Below are 22,823 nucleotides of genomic sequence, written 5' to 3' on the forward strand. Positions count from 1 at the left end.
GTATGACCGGCTTCAGCCGGGAAGACTGCGGCAGTGGCGAAGCAACTGCGTCGGATGTACCAGCCCCTTCCCGGCTTAAGGGGGTCCTACTAGATGCAGTTAATCAGGCGCTTGGGCGATAATTTCAAGGTAGGGCTATTGCTCTACCTTCAACCCCACCTTCAACAACTTCCCGTTGTCCTCGTCCGTCAGCACATACACATACCCATCCGGCCCTTGTCGCACGTCGCGGATGCGGGACTTGAGCTCGCCGAGCAAACGCTCTTCGTGCACCACCTTGTCTTCCTTGAGCTCCAGACGGATCAGCTCCTCCGATGCCAGCGCGCCAATGAAGACGTTGTGGTCCCACGCCTTGAACGTGCTTGAGTCGTAGAACGCCATGCCGCTGATGCCTGGGGACTTCTCCCACACGTGGAAGGGGTTTTTCACGCCCTCCACTACCTTGCCCTTGGACTCGGAAATGGGCTCGCCGCTGTAGTCGATGCCGAAGGTCGAGATGGGCCAGCCATAATTGCCGGCGCGTTCGATGATGTTGATTTCGTCCCCGCCACGCGGACCGTGCTCGTTGGTCCACAGCGTGCCGGTCCAGGGGTTGAGCGCGGCGCCCTGTTGATTGCGGTGACCGTAGCTCCAGATTTCCGGCCGAACGTTTTTCTGGCCGACAAAGGGGTTGTCCTTGGGCACGGTGCCGTCGGGGTACAGGCGCACGACCTTGCCCTGCAGTTTGTCGAGGTCCTGAGCCGTGGCCCGGTCGTTGTTTTCGCCCAGGGCGATGAACATGTAGCCGTCGCGATCAAAGACAATGCGCGAGCCGAAGTGGTTGCCCACCGACAGTTTCGGCTGCTGCTGGAAAATGCGCGTGAAGCCTTCCAGCTTGGTCATGTCCTCAGAGAGCCTTGCGCGCCCCGCCGCCGTGCCGCCGGTTTTTCCGTCGCTCGCGGCCTCGGAGTAGGTCAGGTACACCATGCGGTCCTTGGCGAAATCCGGCGACAGCTCGACGTCCAGCAAACCGCCCTGCCCTTGCACCCAGACCTTCGGCACGCCGGAGATCGGCGCCGACAGCTTGCCGTCAGGCATCACCCGACGCAGATTGCCCGTACGCTCGGTGACCAACATTCCTTGGGAGTTCGGCAGAAACGCCACCGCCCAGGGATGCTGCAACCCGCCGACGACCTCATCGACGGTCAGCGTGCCAGCCTCGCTCTGATAGGTCGCAGCAGTGGCCTGCACGGAGAGGCCCAATAATGCGGAGGCGCATAAGGTCGCCAGCAATGTCTTGCGGAGGGCGAGCTTGTAAAAAGGGGTGGCGCGCAACATAGGCGGTTCCTTCTGAAATGGAAGAGAGGCTGGCAGTGATTTCAGTTACTGCGGCGTTCGGTATCGCCGGAAGGCCGGGCGGGTTGCTGCCGGGTCGGATAACCGTTGCCGATGCCACCGTTTTCAAGGGTGGGCGGACGTGGCTGCGTCGGTCCGAGATTCGGGCCACCGACACGTGGCGCGATGGACTCGGTGCCCTGACGACTGTTGGGATTGGCACGGCGCACGGCGCCGTTATCGGGAACGTTGATCGAGCGGCTCGGGTAACCGGCGGCCGCCAGAAGCGGCGGCGAGTGCGCGGTGTGATCATCGGCCTGCGCCAGCCCGGCGGACAACAGTCCGCCGAGCGAGACGACGGCGAGGCGTCGCGGAAAACTGTTCATCATTTACCTTCTGTGGGATGGGTAACGATTCCGGTCTTTGATGGCGATCGAGCGCGTAGGTTCGCGCTGTCACGGTGGATGAGCAACGTGTAGGACCTTTCGCTTTGTAACAAGAATAGTCGCCGACCCGCCGGATCGTCCCATGCGCCGACACTTCGTCGTCCGCTGCACGATTCTTCCAGACCTGCCGTAAGCGGCGCGGTAACGTACTCAAGCTTGACCGCCTACCCAAACCCGCTACCCCTTCCGAGGCCCCGCGATGTCCGACCGCAACTGGATCGAGCTCAAGCAGGACGCCACGTCCGGCATCGAGACAGTGCGCGCGCATTTCGAGGGCCATGCCTACGATCCCCACTGGCACGACAGCTTTCTGGTGGGCATCACCGAACAGGGTCTGCAGCAATTCAATTGCCGTCGACAGCAGCACAACAGCACGCCGGGAAAAGTGTTCCTGCTCGAGCCGGGCGACATCCACGACGGCACGGCCCCGGAAGCGGGCGGCTTTACCTACCGCACGTTGTACCTGGACCCGCGCTGGCTGGACCGGGAGTTACGCGCGCAGTTTGAAGAAGCGCCGGACAACGCCCAGCTCAGCTTCGCGGCAACGCTGGCGGACGACCCGCGCCTCGCCATCGCGACGGCCGACGCCTTCGAAGCGATGCACCACGACGAACTGCGCATCGTGCGCCAGACCGCACTGGACCACCTGCTGGCCAACCTGACCAGCCACTTGCGCTGGCGCACCCTGATCGACCCCGATCCCCGCCTGCCGCTGGTGGCCCAGCGAGCGCGTGACTATCTGCACAGCCATTTGCAGCAGGACATTGGCCTGGACGATCTGGCGCAGGTGACCGGCGTCGATCGTTTCCGCCTGAGCCGCGCGTTCAAGGCCGCGTTCGGCCTGGCGCCCCATGCCTACCTGATCCAGCTGCGCCTGACCCGCGCCCGCCATCTGCTGGCCCGGGGCGAGGCGCCTGTCAGCGTCGCGGCTACCCTGGGTTTCGCGGATCAAAGCCATCTGGGCCGCTGGTTCCAGCGCGCCTATCGCATGACCCCGGCGGACTACCGCCGACGTTGCTCAATTGTTCCAGACTGACCGCCCACGGCGCGCCGATCATTGCTCCACGATCAATGACCGCCGAGTGGCCTTATGCAAAACCTCCTGCCCTTTCTGCTGTTCGCCTTCGTCGCGTCCATCACGCCCGGCCCGACGAACATCCTCGTACTGACCAACAGCTCGCGCCACGGCCTGCTCCGCACACTGCCGATTGTGCTCGGGGCCTGCGCCGGTGCGGCGTTGCTGGTGCTGATGGTCGGCACCGGGCTGGGCGATGTGCTGGCGCGTCATCGGCAAGTACAGACTCTCATGTCATGGGGCGGCATCGCCTGGATGACCTGGCTGGCGTGGCAGATTTTCAGCGCGCCCGCCGAAGCGATCGACCCGACGCAACGCCGCAGCGGCCCGACCCTGGGCCTGTGGGGCGCGGCGAGCCTGCAGTTGGTGAACCCGAAAACCTGGATGATGGCGCTGGCCGTGGTCAGCGTGTTCGCCGGCACCGACGCCGATCGCATGCTGCGGGTGATATGGCTGTCGCTGGCGTTCTTCCTGGTGTCGATCCCGTGCATGAGCGCCTGGGCCTGGCTGGGCGTCAGCGCCGCGACATTCTGCCGCTCGGCGCAGAGCATGAAGCGCTTCAATCAGGCGATGGCGGTGCTGTTGCTGGTATCGGCGTGGTTAACGTTGGTGGTGTGAAGGGTGGGCAGCAACGCGCGGGTCGGCGTGATTTAATGCGCGTTGAATTCCTGATCCGGACTGACCATGGCTCGCTTCTACGACGCTCGCGGCAATATCTACGCGGTGATTGCTCCCGATGCCCTGCGCACCCTCGGCGTCCCTCTGCCCCAGTCACCGACAGAAGCCGCCACTGGCCGCCACACCTGGACCGCTCAAGCCGTCGCGGCGATCTGTGACTGGCCCGCTGGCCAGCGTCCACCGGGGAGCAAATCTCACCGCTCGGACGGTCTTCTGGTCGGCCCGTTTCAGGACACCGCGCCGTTCGACTTGTTGATCGTCAACACCGACGGCACCCTCGCTGAACGCAGCGGCAACGGCCTGACCATCTTCGCTCAATCACTCAAAGACTCAGCCCTTGGCACCGACAGCGCGCCATTCAGCCTGCGCGTTCATCACGACAATGCTGACATGCCCAGCCCCGTAGCAACCCAGGCGGTTTCTGCAACCGTCGACGGCGTGAACGGGTTCTGGCTGGACATCGGCGCCCCCACTTTCGGCCCACAGGCGGTGGGCGCGACAGGAGCCGGTGTCGGTAAGGCGATGCTCAATGAGCGGGAGATTAACCGGGTCGAGCGTATAGCGGCGTTGCACCCCGCATGGCAGACCAGCGTGTTCGTCAGGGTGGGCAACCCCCATTGCGTCACGCTGGTGGCGGATGTGGATGATCTGCCCGGCTTCGCAAACCTTCACCAAACCGAGTTGAACGCCGCCCTGACCCGCATCGCCTTCGTCGCCGGCGAATCAGGGAGCGCCGACCCCTGCCCTGGCGGAGTCAATCTGCAATGGGCCGCGCGTTCGGGGCCAAACCGCATCACAGCGCGGGTGTTTGAACGGGGCGAAGGCCCGACGGCGTCATCGGGCACCAGCGCCAGCGCGGTCGCGTCGGCAGCGTGGTTCTGCGGCTGGGTCCAAGCGGGTCTGGTGGACGTGGTGATGCCCGGCGGCACCGCACCGTTGCGCCTGATCGAGCGCGACGGGCAGTTGCAGCAGGTGCAGTTATTCGGGACGGCGCGAGTCAAGGCCTGACGCTGACCTACTCCCCAATGTCCTCATTCCACAGCTCGGGCTTGTCCGCGATGAACTGCTTCATCAGTCCGACGCACGTCTTGTCGTGCAGCACATTCACGTCCACGCCACGGGACTTGAGCAATTCCTCCTCACCCATGAACGTCTCGTGTTCGCCGACGATGATTTTGCGGATGCCGTACAGCAGGATCGCGCCACTGCACATCGCGCAGGGCGACAGGGTCGTGTAAAGCGTGGCTTCGCGATAAACGCGGGCGGGCTGGCGACCGGCGTTTTCGAAGGCGTCCATCTCGCCGTGCTTGATGGCGCTGCCTTCCTGGACGCGACGATTGTGGCCACGGCCGATGATCTTGCCGTCGTGGACGATGACCGAGCCGATGGGAACACCGCCTTCGTCCAGGCCCTTCTGCGCTTCATCAATGGCCGCTTGCATGAACGGGTCCATGGTCTCTCCTTTCCTTCGTGACGGGGATGATCGAAAAAACGCTTCATAAAAAAGCGCGCTCAAGGCTTGGCTTTTTTCAATGCGTTGTCCAGCGCGGTGGACACGTAAACCTTGAGCAGCTCGCTGGAGCGGTCCTTCATGTCAGCGCCGACATCGCGCTGCTTGTTGCGGAATTTGTTGGCGACGTCCGGCGCCGGGTCTGCGGCGTCCAGTGCCTTCAGCTCTTCAGGGCTAAAGGATGCGGCGTAGGCGGCCGCGAGGTTTCGGTCCCATTCCTGCTGATACTGCGGCTGCAGGCTTTGCAGTTCGTCCTGCACGATTTCCTGGGCCTTGGTGCGGCCGACGGTCTCGACGATCGTGGCGAAGGTCACCGTGTGGGACGCGACCTGATAACCCAGCCAGCCCAGGCTTTCGCCCAGATGCCGCTCCTGCACGAAGGTCAGCGCGGAATCCCCGGCCACGGGTGCGGGAGCGGGGGCGGTTTCGCCGGCCAATGCCACGCTCTGCAGGGCCATCACCGCCACTAAAGTCAGCCCGAGTGACGCCTTCATCATCGTCATTGCTGTCGATCTGCAATATTCCATGTCCTCTCCCGGCGACTTTTTATCGGTGATCAACGCTTTGATTGTCTGCTGGACGCTAACAGTTGAGGGGCGAGATATCCATCGGTGAGCGATCTCTGGCCGAACGATGCATACCTTGTGGGACCGGTTTTAGCCGGGAAGAGGCCAGCGCGTACGCCGTGAGTTCTGCATTGAAATGCCTGACGCCTTCCCGGCTGAAGCCGGTCCTACGGGAATTGCGTATCTTGTGATTCTGCTGAACGACCCAGCGCCCATTGCTGCGCGGTCATACGGTAAATCCTCACGCCCTGTCGGTGATACTGGCTGTGAACGAACCCGCCGAACCCGAGCTTCTGAATCACCTTCACCGACGCGAAATTGGCCGGTTGAACGATGGCGATCAGCGACGGCACCTGGAGCTCTTTAAAACCATAAGCCAGAGTGCTGCGCGCCGCTTCAGTGCCAAGGCCTTTCCCCCAGAACCCGGTGGCGAGCCGATAGCCGATCTCGATCTCGTCCTTCCCATCGACCCGCTCGGCATTGAGACCGCAGAAGCCGGCCAGGGTTGAGGTGGATTTTTCCACCACCGCCCACGGACCGAAGCCGCGCTCACGGTAGGAAATCCGGCACCAGTCGATGAACTCCCCTGTCGCCTTTTCCGACAATACGCCCGCCACCGAATGACGCATCACCTCGGCATCGCCCAGAATCTGCGCCAGCGCCGGGGCGTCGTCAGGGGTGAGTTCCCGCAGGATCAGGCGTTCGGTATGAAGGGGAAGGCATAAAGGGTTCATGAAGCGTGACTCGTGCATGAACAGGGTTGCCTGTCGGACAAGCGGCAGCCCGCTTGCCCACAGCTTGAAGGGAAAGCGCTTACAGGCTGGCTTTCACCTTGCTGGCCACCTCAGCCGGTACCCAGGAAGACCAGACTTCCGGGTGGTCCTTCAAGAAGCTTTTCGCCACAACGCTGGGCTCCTGGCGCTTCTCGCTCATCTCGCCCAAAGTCTTGTTCAACTGGTCGATGGGCAGGTCAACCTTCTCGAAGAAGCTCACCAGATCCGGGTACTGCTGACGGAACGGTTCCGACACGCCAATGGCCAGGTGCGCAGCGAGGGAGCTGGAGCCGATCGGGTTGGGATTGCTGGCGTCGGCGAGGGTTTTCCAGGCGGCTTCGTTGAATGGCGGCTCTTCCAGCTTGATCAGCTTGAAGCGACCCAGCAGCGGCGTCGGTGACCAGTAGTAGAACAACACCGGCTTGCCACGGCGGATCGAAGACGCGACTTCAGCATCCAGCGCCGCGCCCGACCCGGTGCGGAAGTTCACGTAGCTTTCGTTGAGCTTGTAGGCCTTGAGCTTCTGAGTGTTGACGATCTCTGACGTCCAGCCGGTCGGGCTGTTGAGAAAGCGGCCCTTGTCCGGGGATTCCGGGTCCTTGAACACGTCTTTGTATTTGGGCAGGTCCGACACCGATTTCAGGTCAGGGGCCAGCGGTTTGATGCCGCGCTCCGGGTCGCCCTTGATGACGAATTCCGGCACCCACCAGCCTTCGGTTGCGCCTTTGACGATGTTGCCCAGGCCGTGGACCTTGCCTTCGGCTTCCGCCTTGACCCACGCAGGACTGCGGCCCGCCCACTCTTCGCCGATCACCTGAATGTCGTTCTTCGCCAGCGCCGCTTCCAGACTCACCGTGCTGCCGGGCAGTGTGTCGGTGGGATAGCCGTACCCTTTCTCCACGATGGTGCGCAGGATTTCGGTGATCAGGCTGCCGCTCTCCCAAGTGATGTCGCCGAAATGAATCGGCGCGGTTTTTTCTGCGCCGTACGCCGAGCCCGTCAGGGCAGCCAGTGCCAGCAGCGAGCCGCCCAGCAGTTTTTTGATTGGTGTCATGGATGTCTCTCGTCGCTCGGGGATGGGAGGAGCTCAATCGGTTTGGCACAGTTGGCCGGGCACAGCACACGCTTTATTCCAGACAAGCGCGGCGGCAACAGGTTTCAGCCTGATCCATGTAGTCGCTCACCGAACGCTGCGAAATGCCCAGCTGCGCGGCAATTTCAGGATAGGTCAGCCCGCCGCGACGGGAGAGCACAAAGGTTGATTTGATCTTGGCAGGCAGGCGGTCAAGGTGGCGATCCAGACGGTCAAGGATTTGCAGCGTAGCGGCGTGGCTTTCTGCGGATGCACAAGGAACAGCATCTTCCAGGGCCAATCCCTCCAGATAATCGCGCTCCTGATCACGCCGCCGCCAGCGCTCATACACCCGTCGCTGGGCAATGGTAGTCAGCAGCGCGCGTGGGTCGCGAATCGGCACAACGTTGGGCGAGGCCAGCAGTTGCAGGAAGGTTTCGGACGCAACGTCTTCAGCGCTCTGCTGGGAGTCGAGCAGCCGACGCAGGCGCAGGCATAGCCACGAGTGGTGCTGCACAAACAGTTCGCCGAGGTATTGGCGATGCATCATATCGGCGCCAGCCATAAGACATCCCCTGCCCTGAAATTTTTATCATCGGGACTTTCCGAGTGGGCATGCTAGCAAGCGCGGTTATGCAGTAAAAATACTTAAAAGTGTTCTTTATAGACCATCGAGGAATAACTAGAGCGAAGCCAGGCCTTGTGATACCGCCTGCTGCCGGTAATCCAGCAACACCTGATAATCCTCCACGCTCGCAGACATTACCTCGCTGATCGCCAACATGTGTGCGACATCGGGGAGTTCGTTCAGCGCCTGATTCATCGCCGCGCGGATGGCATCGGCATCGGCGCCGAGCCGCGTGATGTAGGGCAGGCACGGCCCCTCCGCCGTTCGAGCAATCACTTTCACGTCGGCGACCTCCTCGCTACCGTCGCGCGCCAGATAATCGAAGGTCACGCTGTCGATGGCGGCCAGATCGCCGTCACCCGCTTTGATCGCAGCGAGGCTGCTGCGATGGCCGCCGGTGAGCGTCACATCAGCAAAGAACGCCCCGTTTTGTTGAAGCGGCGCCAGGGCGTGGCGGAACAGGTTCATGCCGGAATTGGAATCCCGGGAATTGAGCAGGCCATGACTGCCCCTGAACTCCACGAGCGCCTGACGCGGATCGTCCTCGCGGGCGATCAACAGGCTGCAATGGTTGCCATCGGCGCTGTGGGGCAACTGATAAACAGGCCGCCCGACCACCTGTACCTTGCCCTGCAATTCAGTCATCAGCGGATAACCGCAGGTTTGCGTCAGCAGCAACTGCGGCGACAGCCAGAGCGCTTTCAGCTCCAGGTCTTGAGCATCGAGACGCTGCACGCCGAGGATATCCAGCACACGGCTCAGCCACTGTTCCTGCGCCTGCCGAATGCGCGGCGGCGCGACATACATCAACAGCTCAGCGAAGCCTTGGGGCATGTTCGGTGTTCCTCATCAGACCTGGGGTTTCAGACATAGGGTTTCAAACATGGGGATGTTGCGGGCTGTCGATAGGATTGAAGCTGTGGCGACGAAAGAGTTCCGCGTAACCGGCCACCAGAAAACCGCCACTGCGTGCCAGCCACTCCTCGCGCCGCGCCCGATACACGACGGGCATGAGATACCACGACAAGCCAGGCAAGTCGTGGTGGACGAGGTGCAGATTCAGATTCAGGAACAGCCAGGCCCATGGCCACGACGCCTCATTGATGACAGTGCGCTCCTGGGGTTGCACGCCAGGACGGTGCTCGTAATAGGAGCGAACCATCGACACCGCCAGCGCCGGCACGCTGCAAAAAATCACGTAATGCAGGGCCGAGATCGCGGCGTAATGCTCGATGAATAGGAACATCAGCACCAGCAATCCACCATGGGTCGACCACATCGCCCAGGCCTGACGCTCGCCACGCAGCAATCGACGGGTTTCGCCGACGATCAGACTGCTCAGCGCCAACGGCACGCCAAACACCAGACGCCCGAGCGGTGTCTTGTCGAGCCAGCGCAGCGCACGCATCAGCATGCCGGTCTGCTTCCATTCCAACTGGCTTAGGTAGCGGCTTTCCGGGTCGCGACCGGGAACGGTGAGATCTTCATCGCAGTGGTGCTGCATATGAGTGTCGCGATACAGCGTATACGGGTACCAGACCGCGAATGGCGCGTAACCGAGCACCTTGTTCAGTCGCAACGAACGCGTCGGGTGGCCGTGCAGCACCTCATGTTGCACCGACATCCACAGCACCAGCATCGGGACCATCAACAGCGTGGTCGGCCAAACGCCCAGCTGCGGGCTGGCAACCAGCAACGTCGGCCAGCCTGCGAATACGCCGATCAGCAGTAACCAGGTCGGCCATTCCGTGCGGCCTGTAAAGCTTGCGCGCAGGCGCTTGATCTCTTCGCGCTGCGCGTCGTCCAGGTAGTGGGGCATTGCCGGTTCCTGCATTCGGGCTGATAACCGGTTGTGCAACGAGGCAGGAAAAACTTGTAGATCGATTGGTTATGACGGTAGAACGATGCGCTGAATCCACCCTCAAGCCGACGCCTGCCGCACATGCCCGACATCCAGTTTTCAACCCTTCCCGACGTGCAGCGCCCGTTGCTGGAGAAGTTCTACCGCGCCCATCGATCGTCCATGCGCGCCAGGGGCGAGGCGCAGGTGTGGGTGGCGCGCCAGCCGGGCATTATCGGCGCCCTGTGCCTGACGCCGGTCGCTGGCGGGCACTGGTTGACCGGGCTGTTTATCGCGCCAGCCGAGCGCGGGAGAGGTGTCGCGGCGAGCTTGATCGCGGCCGCGCTGACGTCGGTTGAAGGCAATGTCTGGTTGTTCTGTGAGCCTGAACTCGGCGGGTTCTATCAGCGACGCGGCTTCACGGGGGTTGAGGATCTGCCTCAGGAACTGGCCGCACGGCTGGCGCGTTATCGACAGACCAAATCGTTGATCTCGCTTGTTCGATGTGCCGATTGATCGGCGGATGCTGCTGGCAGGCTTAGAACCTTTCCTGCGGAGGATCAAACCAAACGTGCCATCCGAGGCCCGGCCTCGCGTGCTAGCCTCGCCGGTCATTTCTCGATCAAGCAGGATGCACATGAACCCGGCGCTTATGGTTTTCTCTCTCGCGGCACTTTCGGCGACGGGCCTGGCAGCGGCGGCAACCGCTGCACCTGAATCCACCGTCAGCCACGAGCAGTTCGCGACCGTCCTCAGCGGCGACTGGCGCGTGCCGCAAAATACGGCCCGCGATCAATACCGTCACCCCGAGCAAACCCTGACATTTTTTGACCTGCGCCCTGATCAGACGATTATCGAAATCACGCCGGGCAACGGCTGGTACAGCGAACTGCTGGCGCCGCTGCTCAGAGATAAAGGCCATTACGTGGCAGCCATCGTCGACCCTGCCACCCGCGATGACGCGAAAAAATCCGCCGACAGCCTGAAGCAGAAATACGCGGCCGACCCAGCGCATTACGGCAAGATCGAGGTCGTGGCCTACGCGCCCCGGGTGCCGGTCTTCGGTAAGGCAGGCTCAGCCGACACGGTGCTGACCTTCCGCAACGTGCACAACTGGGTCGACGCCGGCAACGAAACGGCGACGTTCAAAGCGTTTTACGAGGTATTGAAACCGGGCGGGACGCTAGGCGTGGTCGACCACCGGGCCAAACCCGGCACCACAGCCAGGGACAACGCACAAAACGGATACCTGCCGACGGATTACGTGATCGAACTGGCGCAGAACGCGGGCTTCACGCTGGCTGGCCAGAGCGAAGTCAATGCCAACCCCAAGGACACCAAAGACTACCCCGACGGCGTTTGGACACTGCCACCGGCGTTGGTCAACGGTGAGCAGGACAAGGCGAAGTTTCTGGCGATCGGCGAGTCCGACCGCATGACGCTGCGGTTCATCAAGCCAGCGAAATAATATGAGCTGCAGAGAATCTCAGCCGAATGTGCTCGCCCTGATAACGCTGAACAACCTGTGGAAGCGAGGTTGTTTACGATGCCGCTGCGAAACCTGTGGGAGTGAGCTTGCTCACGAAAGCGCTCGCTCAGCCGCCGGATGTTTAGCGGATGTACCGGGCTCTTCGTGAGCGCTCACTCCCGCATAGGTACTCATCTGCCCCAAGATTTTGTGAAATTCCGAAGCGTTAATCGTCCGCGTTCGGGTCCATTCCCGGGAACAGCACTTCGATGAATCCAAAGCGGCTGAAGTCGGTAATGCGTGACGGATACAGACGGCCTATCAGGTGATCACACTCGTGCTGGACGACCCGCGCATGAAAACCGCGGGCTTCACGCTGGATGAGCTTGCCGTCCGGGTCGAAACCCTCGTAGCGGATGTGCTCGTAGCGATCGACCACGCCACGAAGGCCCGGCACCGACAGACAGCCTTCCCAACCCTCTTCAAGCGTCTGCTCCAGCGGAGTGATCAGCGGATTGAGGAGGATGGTCTGGGGGACCGCCTCGGCATCCGGATAACGATCGCTGCTCTCGAAACCGAAGATCAACAGCTGCAGGTCAATGCCGATCTGCGGCGCAGCCAGGCCGACACCGCCGACGCTTTCCATGGTTTCGAACATGTCCTCGATGAGTGTCTTCAGCTCACGGGAGCCGAAAATCGACTCGGGGACAGGTGGCGCGATGCGCAGCAAGCGCTCGTCGCCCATTTTCAGAATTTCGCGAATCATTGCGGGCCCTTTGCAACGGGCAGAGGCGCCATCAGCGGGCGCCGTCTGCCTTGAGCGTTATCAGAACTTGTCGGTCTTCAGCACCGGCGGCGTTGGCGTGTAGTCATGGTCATGGGTGTGATCGCGGCCGAGACCCGAGACATGCTGCTTGAGGTGCACCGTATTAAAATCGGCCGTGCCATCGCGCTCGCCTTCTTCCTTCTCACCCTTCTCCTTGCCTTCGGCGGACATGTGCTCGATCACCGCGTTCATCTCAGCGCCCAGCAATAACACCGCCGCCGAAATGTAGAAATACAGCAGCAACACGATGATCGCACCGATGCTGCCGTACATCGCGTTGTAGTCGGCGAAGGTCTTGACGTAGTAGGCAAAGCCCAGCGACGCGACGATCCACACCACGACCGCGAGCACTGAGCCCGGGGTAATGAAGCGGAAGCTCTGCTTAACATCGGGCATGACGTAATACATGATCGCCACCGCGACCATCAGCAGGATGATGATCAGCGGCCAGCGCAGAACCGTCCACAGCGTGACGATGAAATCTTCCATGCCAATCTGCGCGGCGAGCCAGTTCATGACCACCGGGCCGGTGACCATCAGCGCGGCAACCGTGAGCAACATGCCGGCGATGCCGATGGTGTAGAACACCGACAGCGGGATGCGCTTCCAGGCCGGGCGCGCTTCGACCACGTCATACGCGGCGTTCATGGCGCTCATCATCAGCCGCACGCCAGCCGAGGCGGTCCATAGCGCGATGACGATACCGATCGACAGCAAACCGCCCTTGGACTGTTGCAACTGGTCAATGACCGGGTTGACCTGGTCAAGGGCCTGGGGCGGCAGGACCAGTTCCGATTGCAGTCGCAGCCAGCTGAAAAAGTCCGGCAGGTGCAGGAAGCCGATCAGGGCAATGAGGAAGAGCAGGAACGGGAACAGCGAAAACAGCATCTGGTAGGCCAGTGCCGAGGCGTAGGTCGACATCTCGTCATCGAGAAACTCTTTGACCGTTCTGACCAACACTGTCTTGATGCTGAGCTGGCGCAAGTCCGGGAATATCATGGCGTCTCCTTTCGCGACACAGATGTAGCCGAAGCACGATTATTGATTCAAGCGTATCTACAAGCGGTATGCATACGAGCGGGCAATGGCGTTGAAATTCCGTCAGTTACCCGAACGGGCTGGCTTTTTACAGGGTGCCCGGGGTGTTGGCTACATTTGATGTGTTTCAGGCGGTCGGTGACGCAAATGATAACGGCCATCAGAGGATGGCCGTTACGGTGTCGCAAATCAGGTCGCCTGGAGCCATTGGGCTCAGGGCGCAAGGGATTTAGACCTTGTCGACGCCTTTTTTCACAGCGTCTTTGGCTTCGCCAACAGTCTGTTGGGCTTCGCCCTTGATTTCTTGCGCTTTGCCTTCGGCACGCAGTTTGTCGTTGTCGGTCACTTTGCCGACGCCCTGCTTGACGTTGCCTACTGCTTCGTTAGCCATGCCTTTGACTTTATCGCCGGTGCTGCTCATAGGGTTCACTCCAGGGTGGAAATAGGATGTCATTAACTCGACACTAGAACTGACCGGAGCGGTGAATCAGAGGTTCAATTAATTCGCGACTGGATTGATTGGGCGTCGTGGGCTTGGGTTTTTAATGCGTCTGGGGGATATGTGGTTTGCTTAGGTCCTGCCTAACGGCAGAACGTTTCGCCTTCGGCGAGTTACTTGGAAAAGCACCCCAAGTAACCAAGGGTGCTTGCTCCTGGCTAGGTTCCTCCTCCGTCGGAATACCCTCACTCCGACGACGCTCCGTGGGCCCGCGCCGAACGGACATCCATGTCCTGACGGCGCTCTCGCCGCATCCATGCGGCTCGGCCCACTGCGCATCGTCTGCGTTCGGCCTGCGCCCAAGTCGCGTTTGGTGGTGTCTGGACTTTATGCGTATGAAGATCAAGAGCAGATCAAAAGCGCGCTAAGCAGATCAAGGGCTTCCCGGCTGAAGCCGGTCCTACAGCGGGCGGCGCCGGTGCCACTGGCTGCGAGCGTTGCTTTTAGTACGACCGGCTTTAGCCGGGAAGAGGCCCGTTCAGACGCTGACATTCGGTCGTTCCCACGCTCCGCGTGGGAATGCAGCCCGGGGCACTCCGCGTCCCTGTCGAAGACCGCGAATCGCGCCGGCCAATTTTGCCTTTATGTTTCCCCGAGAACCCCGGAGAATGCGCGACCGAACCGGCGGCGCTCAGGGCGTCGGGCCAGGTTGACGAGACCGTGATCCAGGAATGTTATGAAACTCGATAAGCAGCAGGCCATTGCGCGCCGTAATGAACAGCTCGGCGGCGCCGTCCTCGGCACCAATAACACGCACTTTGCCGTGATCGACACCAAGCGCAATATCTGGTGGTTTGATTTGCCCATGAGCCGTCTGGCAGTGGGTCAGTACGAGTGGCTGCATCTGCTTCTGCACACGCCTAGCACGGATGAGTTGATTCACCTGAAGGTGACGACCAAGTTCCTGCGCGATCAAAAAGACGCGGTGGTGGTTCGCAATGAAGGCAAGCGCAAGTCCACCGTGAGCCTGGAGCTCTCGGCTGACAAGGATTCGTACTTGAAGGACATGCGCCCGAACGGCGCGAACCTGAGCTTCGCCAGCTTCGTGCAGAAATGATCAACCCGCGTTAATCTGACGAGTGCAGCGCCAATCACCCGGCGCTGCACTCGAGTATCACGTCAGACCAATTCGATACGGTCGGCGTGAATGACGATCTGGCCCTGCTTGTACAGTGCGCCGATCGCTTTCTTGAAGTTGCCCTTGCTGACGCCGAACAGGTTGCTGATGACCTGCGGATCGCTCTTGTCGCTGACAGGCAATACGCCGTTGTTGTCACGCAACTTGCCGAGGATCTGCGCGTTGAGGCTGCTGGCAAGCTGTTCGCCCACTGGCTGCAGGCTCAGGCTGATGTTGCCGTCGCTGCGCACTTCCTTGATGAAGCCTTTTTCCTGTTTGCCCGAACGCAGGAACTTGAACACCTCGTTCTTGTGAATCAAGCCCCAGTGCTTATTGTTGATAATCGCCTTGAAACCCATCGCGGTTTCTTCCGCCACCAGCAAGTCCACTTCCTGCCCGACAGCATAGTTAACGGGCACCTTGTCCAGATACCGATCCAGACGCGTGGTCGCGGTGATGCGGCGCGTGTGCTTGTCGAGGTAGACATGCACCACGCAGTAATCGCCGGCCTTCAGCGGCTGCTTTTCTTCCGAGTACGGCAGCAGCAGATCTTTGGGCAGCCCCCAATCCAGAAAGATGCCGATGCTGTTGACTTCAACCACTTTGAGGCTGGCAAATTCACCCACCTGAACCTTGGGTTTTTCCGTGGTCGCGATTAACTTGTCATCGCTGTCCAGATAAATAAAGACGTTGAGCCAGTCTTCATCTTCGCTGGGAATATCTTTGGGGATATATCGATTGGGCAGCAGAATTTCGCCATCTTGTGCCCCGTCCAGATATAAACCGAAGTTGGTGTGTTTCACCACTTGCAAACTGTTGTAGCGCCCGACTAAAGCCATGTGCAGATACCCTCGTTACGTGGGCGGCATTCTACCCGAATTCCGGCGGGCGTTCCGGATCGGCCTCTGGCGTCGGCTGCCTGCTTTGAAAATCAAGGGGTTGATGAACGTCACCGCGCAGACGGTGCCGGGCTCAAGCCATTCGTCAGGTCGTTGAATCTGGCAGCAGCCATGAAGGCTGGTCGAACACCACGGAACGCCCGATTGAACATCGCAATTAAAACAGTCAGTTAGCGGCTAATGTCGAAGAATATGTCTGCACCACCGCGCGAGCAACAGCCCTCCCCTCATCGGATAATACCCAAGCAATTTCCGGCCAATTCCGATAGGATGGCCGGCCGTATTAAATTTATATAGGTCAATTGCAGCCATGCGTGTAAAAGCATCCAACTCGAAAGCCAAGCCAGCTCCTGCCGTTGAGACCAGCGATTCGATCAACGCGCAAATTGCAGCTTTCTTGAAATCCGGTGGCGAGATCCAGCAGATCGCCAAAGGTGTCAGCGGCCAGACCTTCGGCCCATCCAAGCAGATCTCCCTCGGCAAAAAGTAAATTTTCTCCCGCCTCCGCGGTCGACATCCAGGCGCTTTGATCACAAGGCGCCAGGTCCATCGCTCCTCGCTGCACAAAGCTCTGCTTTACTCTCTTGTCACATGACGCACCGAGCTGCCTGTCAATGGCGCCGCGCATGATATGGCAACAGAACGGACGATGCCCTGAACTGCTGAAGTCTCTGCGGAAACCGATATGAACAAACGGATGATCATCGGCGCCCTGCTAAGCCTCGGGCTGACCGGTTGTGCGACCCACGGATGTGACACCTCGGTGGCGGGCAGCCCATGCCGCGCCGACTATCTGCTGTACCAGAACGACATGCTCCAGGCCAAGCTGCTGATCAACGAGCGCCGCGCTGAAAACGACGAGCTCGCCAGCGCCCTGCTGGAACGGGCGGCGCGCGAAGACACGTCCGGCGAGGCGGAGTTTTATCAAGCGATCCTGCTCTTGCGTCAGAACGCCAGCCCGAAACAGGTTGATGCCAAGCTCGATGACTCCGCCGACCGCAACTACCCGCTGGCCATCGCCCTGCAGGCGCAACGGGCCGGAACGGAGGATCAGGACAAGGCCCGCGCCTATCGCGCCAGGTACGAAAAACTGGATGTCGCCACAAGCGGTTATCCTTCTTTCCCCCAGGCGTTGATCGTCGTCAACCAGCTGATTTCCACCGCGAACTGATCGCAACGTTCAGACCATCCGCATCGAATCGACCAATGGTCGCGAGATATCGCCAATCGGCGGTATCCTTGCGACGCTCTAGATCGCGGTTCTTGTCGGGCCATTCGCCGTCAGCATAGATACCTTCGACCCACTCCTCCGAAACCTGAAAGGAGTGAAGCATGCCTTATGCTCGCTGTTTCAACCGTTGGACCGGTGCGGTGTTTGCCTGCGCCGCCTTCATGCATCACGCCGCCAGCGCTCAGGTCATCGAGCGGGAGCTGGGCGACTTCAGCCTCAAGCTCGGCACCACCCCCAGCCGCACGATGGCCCAGGGCTTGGTGACGCCAAGCGGTGCCGATTCCAAATTCCATGGCGGACTCGACCTGACCCACGAAAGCGGCTTCTACTTCGGGCAATGGTCCCCCAGCACCGGGCTCGCGCCCGATACCTCGCTGGAAGTCGACTCCTACATGGGGTTCAAGAAGCCCTTCGACAAAACCCTCGGTTATGAGCTTGGCGTGATTCGCTACAGCTACCCGAACACCGATCAGCTCGACAGCCACGAGCTGTACGCCGGCTTCCGCATTTTCGACAGCCGTATCGGCACCGCCTTCAGCACTGACGCCGGTCGCCAGGACAGCACCCTGTTCCTCGACCTCGGCGACTTGATTCCGCTGGGCCTGGACCTGCGCATGCAGTACGGCAACCACCAGCTCGACTCACCCACGATCATCGACGGCGGCGGCGTGGTCAATGCCTACAGCGACTGGTCCTTCAACGTATCGCGCCCGGTGCTGGGCATGGACATGAACCTGATGTACAGCGGTTCGAGCCTGACCGGCGCCGATTGCAGCGCCTACAGCGGGCACAACACGCAGTGCGAAAGCACCGTCACGCTGAAGGTCGTCCGCTCGTTTTTCTGATGGGTTGAACCGCTGTGACCTGACTTGCTCTATAACGGGGAGACGAACCGGCAAGGAGCTGTCATGGGCATTGTGTTGAAGACCTTTATTTCGCTGTGGCTGAGCCTGACGCTGCTGGCGGGGTGCAGTCAGATTGGTCTGACGTATCGACATCTGGACTTCATCATCCCCTGGTCGCTCAACGACTACCTGGACATGAATGCGTCGCAGAAAGACTGGCTCGATGAGCGCTTGAAAGAGCACTTGAGCTGGCACTGCACCACCCAGATTCCCGGTTACCTCGACTGGCTGGACCGTCTGCAAGGGATGGTCGAAAACAACCAGGTCAATCAAGAGCAGCTCAAAGCACGCACCGCTGAAGCACGGCAAGCCATCGCTACCCTCTCCAAAGAAATCACGCCCTCGGCGGTCGAGCTGCTGCGTCAGCTGGACGATCAGCAAGTGGGCGAGATGCAGGCGGCGTTCGCCAAGGACCTGCGCAAGCATGAGGATGAGTTCGTCGACCAGCCGCTGGACAAGCAGATCAGTGAACGCGCTCAACGCATGGAGAAACGTCTGACGCCGTGGATGGGCAAACTGAACGCCGCGCAGCAGGCGCGGGTGATGCAATGGTCGACCTCGCTGGGCGAGCAGAACCGGCTGTGGATCGATAACCGCGCGCACTGGCAGTCACTGCTGCTGGCGGCCGTGAAACAGCGCAATGCCGCCGATTTCGATCAGAAGATTGCCAGCCTCCTGCAGGACCGCCAGACCTTCTGGACGCCCGAATACCGAGCAGCCTATGACCATACCGAGCAGGCAGCGATTTCTCTGATTGCGGACCTGATGGCGCAAAGTACGGCTGATCAACGGCAGAAGTTGCTGGCGAAGATCGCGGACGTGCGCAAGGACTTCACGGATTTGAGTTGCTACAAGAGCACGAAAAAAGCGTCCTGATCAGGACGCTTTCGGGGTCAGGCGATTTGCGCCTTGGAGGCCACTTCGTCAAAAGTGGCCGGATCCAGCGCATCAGCCTGTTCATCCAGCACCTGACGCGGATGGTCATTGCCCGGAATGCTGCTGTCGATCATCGCAAGCAGGCTCGCGCCGTTTGCGGTAAGGGTAGCGCCTTCGCCACCCCCACCTGCACCGCTGGTGTGGGCGGCAATGAATCCACGTTCGAGCAACAGCGCTCTCAATTCTGCGGCATGCGTTTCTGATGCATCCTCGATTGCGACGCTGTTTTGTACGTGGTGCAGCAGACGCTCGATCAGGTCCCAGTCGTATCGTTTAGACATGTTTCAACCTCCAGTGGGCCAACAGGGCAATACCCGTGACGTCCGGTCATCGGGCTTGATGCTCAGTGGTTGTGACCCAGCGGAGGGCCAGCCGTTCAGCGGGCTGGCCGGGAGGCAGAAGGGGGTTATTCAGCGACTGGCGGACGCGTGACGCGCTTTTTCAGCGGCGCCATCCCGTCCTGGCTGACCAAAGGCTCGGCCTTCGGACGATTTACCGACTTGCGTTTGGTCGGGCCCTTGGCGACGGCTTTCTTTTTGTCGCCCTTCTTGTCACCTTTGCCATCGGTTTTTTTCTTCTTGACGCCGACAGCCTTGCCCGATGCCTTGACCTTCTTCGGCCCGGTGTAAGTGCCTTTGACTTCCTTGATCGTGCGGCGCTCGAACTTCTGCTTCAGGTAGCGCTCGATGCTGGACATCAGGTTCCAGTCACCGTGGGTGATCAGCGAGATCGCCAGCCCTTCGCCGCCGGCACGGCCAGTGCGGCCAATGCGGTGAACGTAGTCGTCGCCGGTGCGCGGCATGTCGAAGTTGATGACCATGTCCAGGCCGTCGACGTCCAGCCCACGGGCCGCGACGTCGGTCGCCACCAGGATCTTCACGCCGCCCTGCTTCAGACGATCGATCGCCAGCTTGCGATCCTTCTGGTCTTTGTCGCCGTGCAGCACGAACGCCTTGTACTCGAGCGCCACGAGACGACCGTAAATGCGGTCGGCCATGGCGCGCGTGTTGGTGAAGATGATGGCTTTCTGGTAGGTCTCGTTGGCCAGCAGCCAGTTGAGGACCTGCTCTTTGTGTACGTTGTGGTCGGCGGTGATGATCTGCTGACGGGTGCCCGGAGCCAGTTCGCTGACACTGTTGACCTGCAGGTGCTGCGGGTCTTTCAGGACTTTGCCGATCATTTCGCGCAGGCCCGAACCACCGGTGGTGGCCGAGAACAGCATGGTCTGCTCACGATTGGCACACTCGCCGGCCAGACGCTCGACGTCTTCGGCAAAGCCCATGTCGAGCATGCGGTCGGCTTCGTCGAGAACCAGCAACTCAACCTGCTTGAGGTCGAGGTTGCCGGCGTTGAGTTGCTCCAGCAGGCGGCCCGGCGTGCCGATCAGGATGTCCGGGACCTTGCGCAGCATCGCGGCCTGGACCTTGAAGTCCTCGCCCCCGGTGATCAGGCCGGCCTTGATGAAGGTGAACTGGGAGAAACGCTCCACTTCCTTGAGCGTCTGCTGGGCCAGCTCGCGGGTCGGCAGCAGGATCACGGCGCGGATGTCGACGCGAACCTTGGCCGGGCCCATCAGGCGATTGAGCATCGGTAATACGAACGCGGCAGTCTTGCCGCTGCCGGTCTGCGCCGTCACCCGTAGATCGTGTCCTTCCAGCGCCAGCGGAATGGCCGCTGTTTGCACAGGCGTAGGCTCGACGAAATTGAGTTCGGCCACGGCTTTTAGCAGGCGTTCGTGCAGGGCGAATTGGGAGAACACGGGTGTTACCTCGGCGTAATACAAAAAAACAGTCGCATAGGGTACCGGTTTAAGCCGGATTCGCCGAGTCTCTTTAGCTCAAAGGGCCTATTTTGTTACCGGATTTGGCCTACCCTGCCCTCGCCTCCCTATCAATGCTCTAATCGCGCCCCCCATTTCTGATCAGGAGATCCAGCGCCCATGGACACCCACTCGCTTTGGCTACGCGCCCAGGAAATCTGGACGCTGCTGGAAAACCAGCCAATGCTGCGCACGATCACCGGATTGCTGTTACTGCTCGTCGCTGCTTTCGCCCTCGGGCGGCTGGCGCGGTGGGTGATCCTCTACGCCATGAAAGCCCTGAGCCGCCAGCCATCGCTGTTCTGGCTCAATGACTTTCTGCACAACAAAGTCTTCCATCGACTGGCCCAGGTCACGCCATCGGTGGTCATTCAATTCGGGCTCAACCTGGTCCCGAACCTCAGCAATCCCGCCAATCACGTGCTCGGCAATATCGCGCTGGCGTTCACCATCCTCTTCCTCATGCTCACCGTCGGCGCGCTGCTCAACGCGTTGCTGGACATCTACGCGCGCACCGAACACGCCCGCACCCGCTCGATCAAGGGCTACGTGCAGCTGACGAAAATGATCCTGTACGTGTTCGCCGGGATCATCATCGTCGCCACGTTGATCGACCGATCGCCGTTGTTGCTGCTTTCCGGACTTGGCGCGATGTCGGCGGTGATTCTGCTGGTCTATAAAGACACCCTGCTGTCCTTCGTTGCCAGCGTGCAGCTGACCAGCAACGACATGCTGCGCGTCGGCGACTGGATCGAAATGCCACAGGTCGGCGCTGATGGCGACGTGGTGGATATCACCCTGCACACCGTGAAAGTGCAGAATTTCGACAAGACCATTGTCTCGATCCCCACCTGGCGCCTGATGTCCGAGTCGTTCAAGAACTGGCGCGGGATGCAGCAGTCCGGCGGACGCAGGATCAAGCGCAGCCTGTTCATCGACGCCAGCGGCGTGCGGTTCGTCTCCGATGAAGAAGAACAGAAGCTGACACAGGTTCGCTTGCTGACGGATTACATGGGCCGCAAAAAAGCCGAGCTCAGGGCGTGGAACGAGGCGCAAGGCAACGTCGCCGAAATGTCAGCCAATCGCCGCCGCATCACCAACATCGGCACGTTTCGCGCCTATGCGCTGGCGTATTTGAAAAGCCACGCCGACATCCACCCGGACATGACCTGCATGGTCCGCCAGATGGAAACCACGGCGCAGGGTGTGCCGCTGGAAATCTACTGCTTCACCCGCACCACCAGTTGGGGTGACTACGAGCGTATTCAGGGGGATATTTTCGATTATCTGCTGGCGGTGCTGCCGGAGTTTGGGCTGGGGGTTTATCAGCAGCCGAGTGGCGCGGATTTGCGGATGGGGTTGGCGAAGATGTCGTCGAATGAGAGTGTGCAGCAACCGGGCAGCATTTGACGCACAAGTGCAGCTATGGCGCATTGTTTTCAGTGCTGACCCCGAATCGAACGGAAAACTCTTTCGCTCCCTTGGGTGTCAACGCGAGCGTCCTGCTGTCAAGGTCCTGGATAACCCATTTGCGGCTGGTCACAATGTGCAGAAAGGCAGCACCCAGTGCTCCAGCGAGATGCGGGCGGCGCATGCTCCAATCCAGGCATGAGCAGGCGAAGCGACGTCGTTGTGCCCTGATGCTCTCCACGTCAAGCCCTAAGTCGACCATCGCTTTTTCGCCGCTGACAGTAAGTTGATAATTACCGTCGTCAGCAGCTGACATGGTCAGCCAGCCTGACTCGAGGAAACGATCGTGCAGTTTTACGGCCAATGAGCCCGCCATGTGGTCATAACAGGTGCGTGCGATTTGCAGTCGACCCGGGGTATTCGGGACAAACCTGGTGTACGGCTTATGACTGATCACCATGAGGGCCTCTATCGCTCTGGCCACGTCTGCGTCCGCCAGACTGTAATATCGATGCCTGCCCTGCGTGTGCAGCTTCAGCAGCCCGTCCTCTTTGAGCCTTGCCAAATGCGCGCTTGCAGTAGAGGCACTTACGTCGCCGATGACAGCCATTTCTGTGCTGGTACGTGCATGCCCATCCATCAACGAACAGAGCATCTTCGTCCTTGCTGGTTCGGCGATTGCGCCGGCGACCCTTGAAATGGCGGTGTCATTGCCTGGGGAGTCCATATTTCGTTCCTGAACGAATCGTTAACGTGCGCAGTGCCAGATATTA

The 22,823-nt window shown here is 60.5% G+C and carries 27 protein-coding genes; 11 read left to right on the forward strand and 16 right to left on the reverse strand.

Annotated elements, in window-relative coordinates:
• Positions 1-135 precede the first annotated feature (135 nt).
• Together SLW75_RS13705 and SLW75_RS13710 are read right to left on the reverse strand one after the other, a co-directional pair.
• The gene (locus SLW75_RS13705; protein WP_296306772.1) at positions 136-1,317 is read right to left on the reverse strand and encodes a PQQ-dependent sugar dehydrogenase; all 1,182 of its coding nucleotides are present in this window, start codon (positions 1,315-1,317) and stop codon (positions 136-138) included.
• 41 nt (positions 1,318-1,358) lie between these two features.
• Positions 1,359-1,700, reverse strand: a complete 342-nt coding sequence (locus tag SLW75_RS13710; protein ID WP_410934711.1) for a hypothetical protein — start codon at positions 1,698-1,700, stop codon at positions 1,359-1,361.
• A gap of 259 nt (positions 1,701-1,959) precedes the next feature.
• On the opposite strand from SLW75_RS13710, the gene SLW75_RS13715 reads away from it, so the two are divergent.
• The 3 genes from SLW75_RS13715 (at position 1,960) to SLW75_RS13725 (ending at position 4,521) form a co-directional block, all read left to right on the forward strand.
• Positions 1,960-2,796: an AraC family ligand binding domain-containing protein gene (locus SLW75_RS13715; protein WP_410934712.1), complete on the forward strand. Its 837-nt coding sequence runs from the start codon at positions 1,960-1,962 to the stop codon at positions 2,794-2,796.
• 54 nt (positions 2,797-2,850) lie between these two features.
• On the forward strand, positions 2,851-3,453 hold the full coding sequence (locus SLW75_RS13720; protein WP_410934713.1) for a LysE family translocator: 603 nt from the start codon (positions 2,851-2,853) through the stop codon (positions 3,451-3,453).
• Positions 3,454-3,519: 66 nt separating this feature from the next.
• On the forward strand, positions 3,520-4,521 hold the full coding sequence (locus SLW75_RS13725; RefSeq protein ID WP_410934714.1) for a diaminopimelate epimerase: 1,002 nt from the start codon (positions 3,520-3,522) through the stop codon (positions 4,519-4,521).
• A 7-nt stretch (positions 4,522-4,528) separates the two neighbouring features.
• Here the strand turns inward: SLW75_RS13725 and SLW75_RS13730 are convergent, their stop codons facing one another.
• From SLW75_RS13730 to SLW75_RS13760, 7 genes are all read right to left on the reverse strand, one after another.
• Entirely contained in the window at positions 4,529-4,966 is a 438-nt protein-coding gene (locus tag SLW75_RS13730) for a nucleoside deaminase (protein ID WP_192133984.1), read from the reverse strand.
• A gap of 59 nt (positions 4,967-5,025) precedes the next feature.
• Positions 5,026-5,526, reverse strand: a complete 501-nt coding sequence (locus SLW75_RS13735) for a hypothetical protein (RefSeq protein WP_192134069.1) — start codon at positions 5,524-5,526, stop codon at positions 5,026-5,028.
• A 230-nt stretch (positions 5,527-5,756) separates the two neighbouring features.
• Positions 5,757-6,341: a GNAT family N-acetyltransferase gene (locus SLW75_RS13740; protein ID WP_410934715.1), complete on the reverse strand. Its 585-nt coding sequence runs from the start codon at positions 6,339-6,341 to the stop codon at positions 5,757-5,759.
• A gap of 61 nt (positions 6,342-6,402) precedes the next feature.
• On the reverse strand, positions 6,403-7,416 hold the full coding sequence (locus SLW75_RS13745) for an ABC transporter substrate-binding protein (RefSeq protein WP_410934716.1): 1,014 nt from the start codon (positions 7,414-7,416) through the stop codon (positions 6,403-6,405).
• A gap of 73 nt (positions 7,417-7,489) precedes the next feature.
• On the reverse strand, positions 7,490-7,999 hold the full coding sequence (locus tag SLW75_RS13750; protein ID WP_410934717.1) for a sigma-70 family RNA polymerase sigma factor: 510 nt from the start codon (positions 7,997-7,999) through the stop codon (positions 7,490-7,492).
• A gap of 117 nt (positions 8,000-8,116) precedes the next feature.
• Complete coding sequence (locus SLW75_RS13755; RefSeq protein WP_410934718.1) at positions 8,117-8,896, reverse strand: phosphate/phosphite/phosphonate ABC transporter substrate-binding protein; 780 nt, start codon at positions 8,894-8,896, stop codon at positions 8,117-8,119.
• A 43-nt stretch (positions 8,897-8,939) separates the two neighbouring features.
• Positions 8,940-9,881 (reverse strand): fatty acid desaturase, encoded by a 942-nt coding sequence (locus SLW75_RS13760; RefSeq protein WP_410934719.1) that lies wholly within the window; start codon positions 9,879-9,881, stop codon positions 8,940-8,942.
• A 123-nt stretch (positions 9,882-10,004) separates the two neighbouring features.
• Between SLW75_RS13760 and SLW75_RS13765 the strand changes: the two genes are divergently transcribed.
• Both SLW75_RS13765 and SLW75_RS13770 read left to right on the forward strand, forming a co-directional pair.
• Positions 10,005-10,418, forward strand: coding sequence for a GNAT family N-acetyltransferase (locus tag SLW75_RS13765; RefSeq protein WP_410934720.1), 414 nt, complete (start codon positions 10,005-10,007; stop codon positions 10,416-10,418).
• 121 nt (positions 10,419-10,539) lie between these two features.
• Positions 10,540-11,370 (forward strand): class I SAM-dependent methyltransferase, encoded by an 831-nt coding sequence (locus SLW75_RS13770; protein WP_410934721.1) that lies wholly within the window; start codon positions 10,540-10,542, stop codon positions 11,368-11,370.
• 226 nt (positions 11,371-11,596) lie between these two features.
• Here the strand turns inward: SLW75_RS13770 and def are convergent, their stop codons facing one another.
• The 3 genes from def to SLW75_RS13785 all read right to left on the reverse strand — a co-directional run bounded on the left by def (position 11,597) and on the right by SLW75_RS13785 (position 13,655).
• Positions 11,597-12,136, reverse strand: a complete 540-nt coding sequence (gene def / locus SLW75_RS13775; protein WP_410934722.1) for a peptide deformylase — start codon at positions 12,134-12,136, stop codon at positions 11,597-11,599.
• Between the two features lie 60 nt (positions 12,137-12,196).
• Positions 12,197-13,195, reverse strand: coding sequence for a YihY/virulence factor BrkB family protein (locus SLW75_RS13780; RefSeq protein ID WP_065992702.1), 999 nt, complete (start codon positions 13,193-13,195; stop codon positions 12,197-12,199).
• A gap of 268 nt (positions 13,196-13,463) precedes the next feature.
• Complete coding sequence (locus SLW75_RS13785; RefSeq protein WP_065992700.1) at positions 13,464-13,655, reverse strand: CsbD family protein; 192 nt, start codon at positions 13,653-13,655, stop codon at positions 13,464-13,466.
• 754 nt (positions 13,656-14,409) lie between these two features.
• Between SLW75_RS13785 and SLW75_RS13790 the strand changes: the two genes are divergently transcribed.
• On the forward strand, positions 14,410-14,790 hold the full coding sequence (locus SLW75_RS13790) for a hypothetical protein (RefSeq protein WP_410934723.1): 381 nt from the start codon (positions 14,410-14,412) through the stop codon (positions 14,788-14,790).
• A gap of 62 nt (positions 14,791-14,852) precedes the next feature.
• Here SLW75_RS13790 and SLW75_RS13795 read toward each other — a convergent pair whose 3' ends face one another.
• Complete coding sequence (locus tag SLW75_RS13795; protein ID WP_192134002.1) at positions 14,853-15,689, reverse strand: S1 RNA-binding domain-containing protein; 837 nt, start codon at positions 15,687-15,689, stop codon at positions 14,853-14,855.
• Between the two features lie 370 nt (positions 15,690-16,059).
• On the opposite strand from SLW75_RS13795, the gene SLW75_RS13800 reads away from it, so the two are divergent.
• The 4 genes from SLW75_RS13800 (at position 16,060) to SLW75_RS13815 (ending at position 18,761) form a co-directional block, all read left to right on the forward strand.
• Entirely contained in the window at positions 16,060-16,239 is a 180-nt protein-coding gene (locus SLW75_RS13800; protein WP_037012170.1) for a hypothetical protein, read from the forward strand.
• Positions 16,240-16,434: 195 nt separating this feature from the next.
• Complete coding sequence (locus SLW75_RS13805; protein WP_065992694.1) at positions 16,435-16,920, forward strand: hypothetical protein; 486 nt, start codon at positions 16,435-16,437, stop codon at positions 16,918-16,920.
• Positions 16,921-17,081: 161 nt separating this feature from the next.
• Positions 17,082-17,825, forward strand: a complete 744-nt coding sequence (locus tag SLW75_RS13810; RefSeq protein ID WP_410934724.1) for a TorF family putative porin — start codon at positions 17,082-17,084, stop codon at positions 17,823-17,825.
• Positions 17,826-17,888: 63 nt separating this feature from the next.
• Complete coding sequence (locus SLW75_RS13815; RefSeq protein WP_410934725.1) at positions 17,889-18,761, forward strand: DUF6279 family lipoprotein; 873 nt, start codon at positions 17,889-17,891, stop codon at positions 18,759-18,761.
• 17 nt (positions 18,762-18,778) lie between these two features.
• Here SLW75_RS13815 and SLW75_RS13820 read toward each other — a convergent pair whose 3' ends face one another.
• Both SLW75_RS13820 and SLW75_RS13825 read right to left on the reverse strand, forming a co-directional pair.
• Positions 18,779-19,102: a hypothetical protein gene (locus SLW75_RS13820; protein ID WP_410934726.1), complete on the reverse strand. Its 324-nt coding sequence runs from the start codon at positions 19,100-19,102 to the stop codon at positions 18,779-18,781.
• Between the two features lie 125 nt (positions 19,103-19,227).
• Positions 19,228-20,580 carry a DEAD/DEAH box helicase gene (locus SLW75_RS13825; protein WP_192134008.1) on the reverse strand — a complete coding sequence of 451 codons (1,353 nt, stop codon included), beginning with the start codon at positions 20,578-20,580 and terminating at the stop codon, positions 19,228-19,230.
• 180 nt (positions 20,581-20,760) lie between these two features.
• Between SLW75_RS13825 and SLW75_RS13830 the strand changes: the two genes are divergently transcribed.
• On the forward strand, positions 20,761-22,050 hold the full coding sequence (locus tag SLW75_RS13830) for a mechanosensitive ion channel family protein (protein WP_410934727.1): 1,290 nt from the start codon (positions 20,761-20,763) through the stop codon (positions 22,048-22,050).
• Positions 22,051-22,063: 13 nt separating this feature from the next.
• Here SLW75_RS13830 and SLW75_RS13835 read toward each other — a convergent pair whose 3' ends face one another.
• Positions 22,064-22,777 carry an ArsR/SmtB family transcription factor gene (locus SLW75_RS13835; RefSeq protein WP_410934728.1) on the reverse strand — a complete coding sequence of 238 codons (714 nt, stop codon included), beginning with the start codon at positions 22,775-22,777 and terminating at the stop codon, positions 22,064-22,066.
• Positions 22,778-22,823: the final 46 nt, after the last annotated feature.

The sequence above is a fragment of the Pseudomonas sp. W5-01 genome (assembly GCF_046540435.1).
Classification (GTDB): domain Bacteria; phylum Pseudomonadota; class Gammaproteobacteria; order Pseudomonadales; family Pseudomonadaceae; genus Aquipseudomonas; species Aquipseudomonas graminis_B.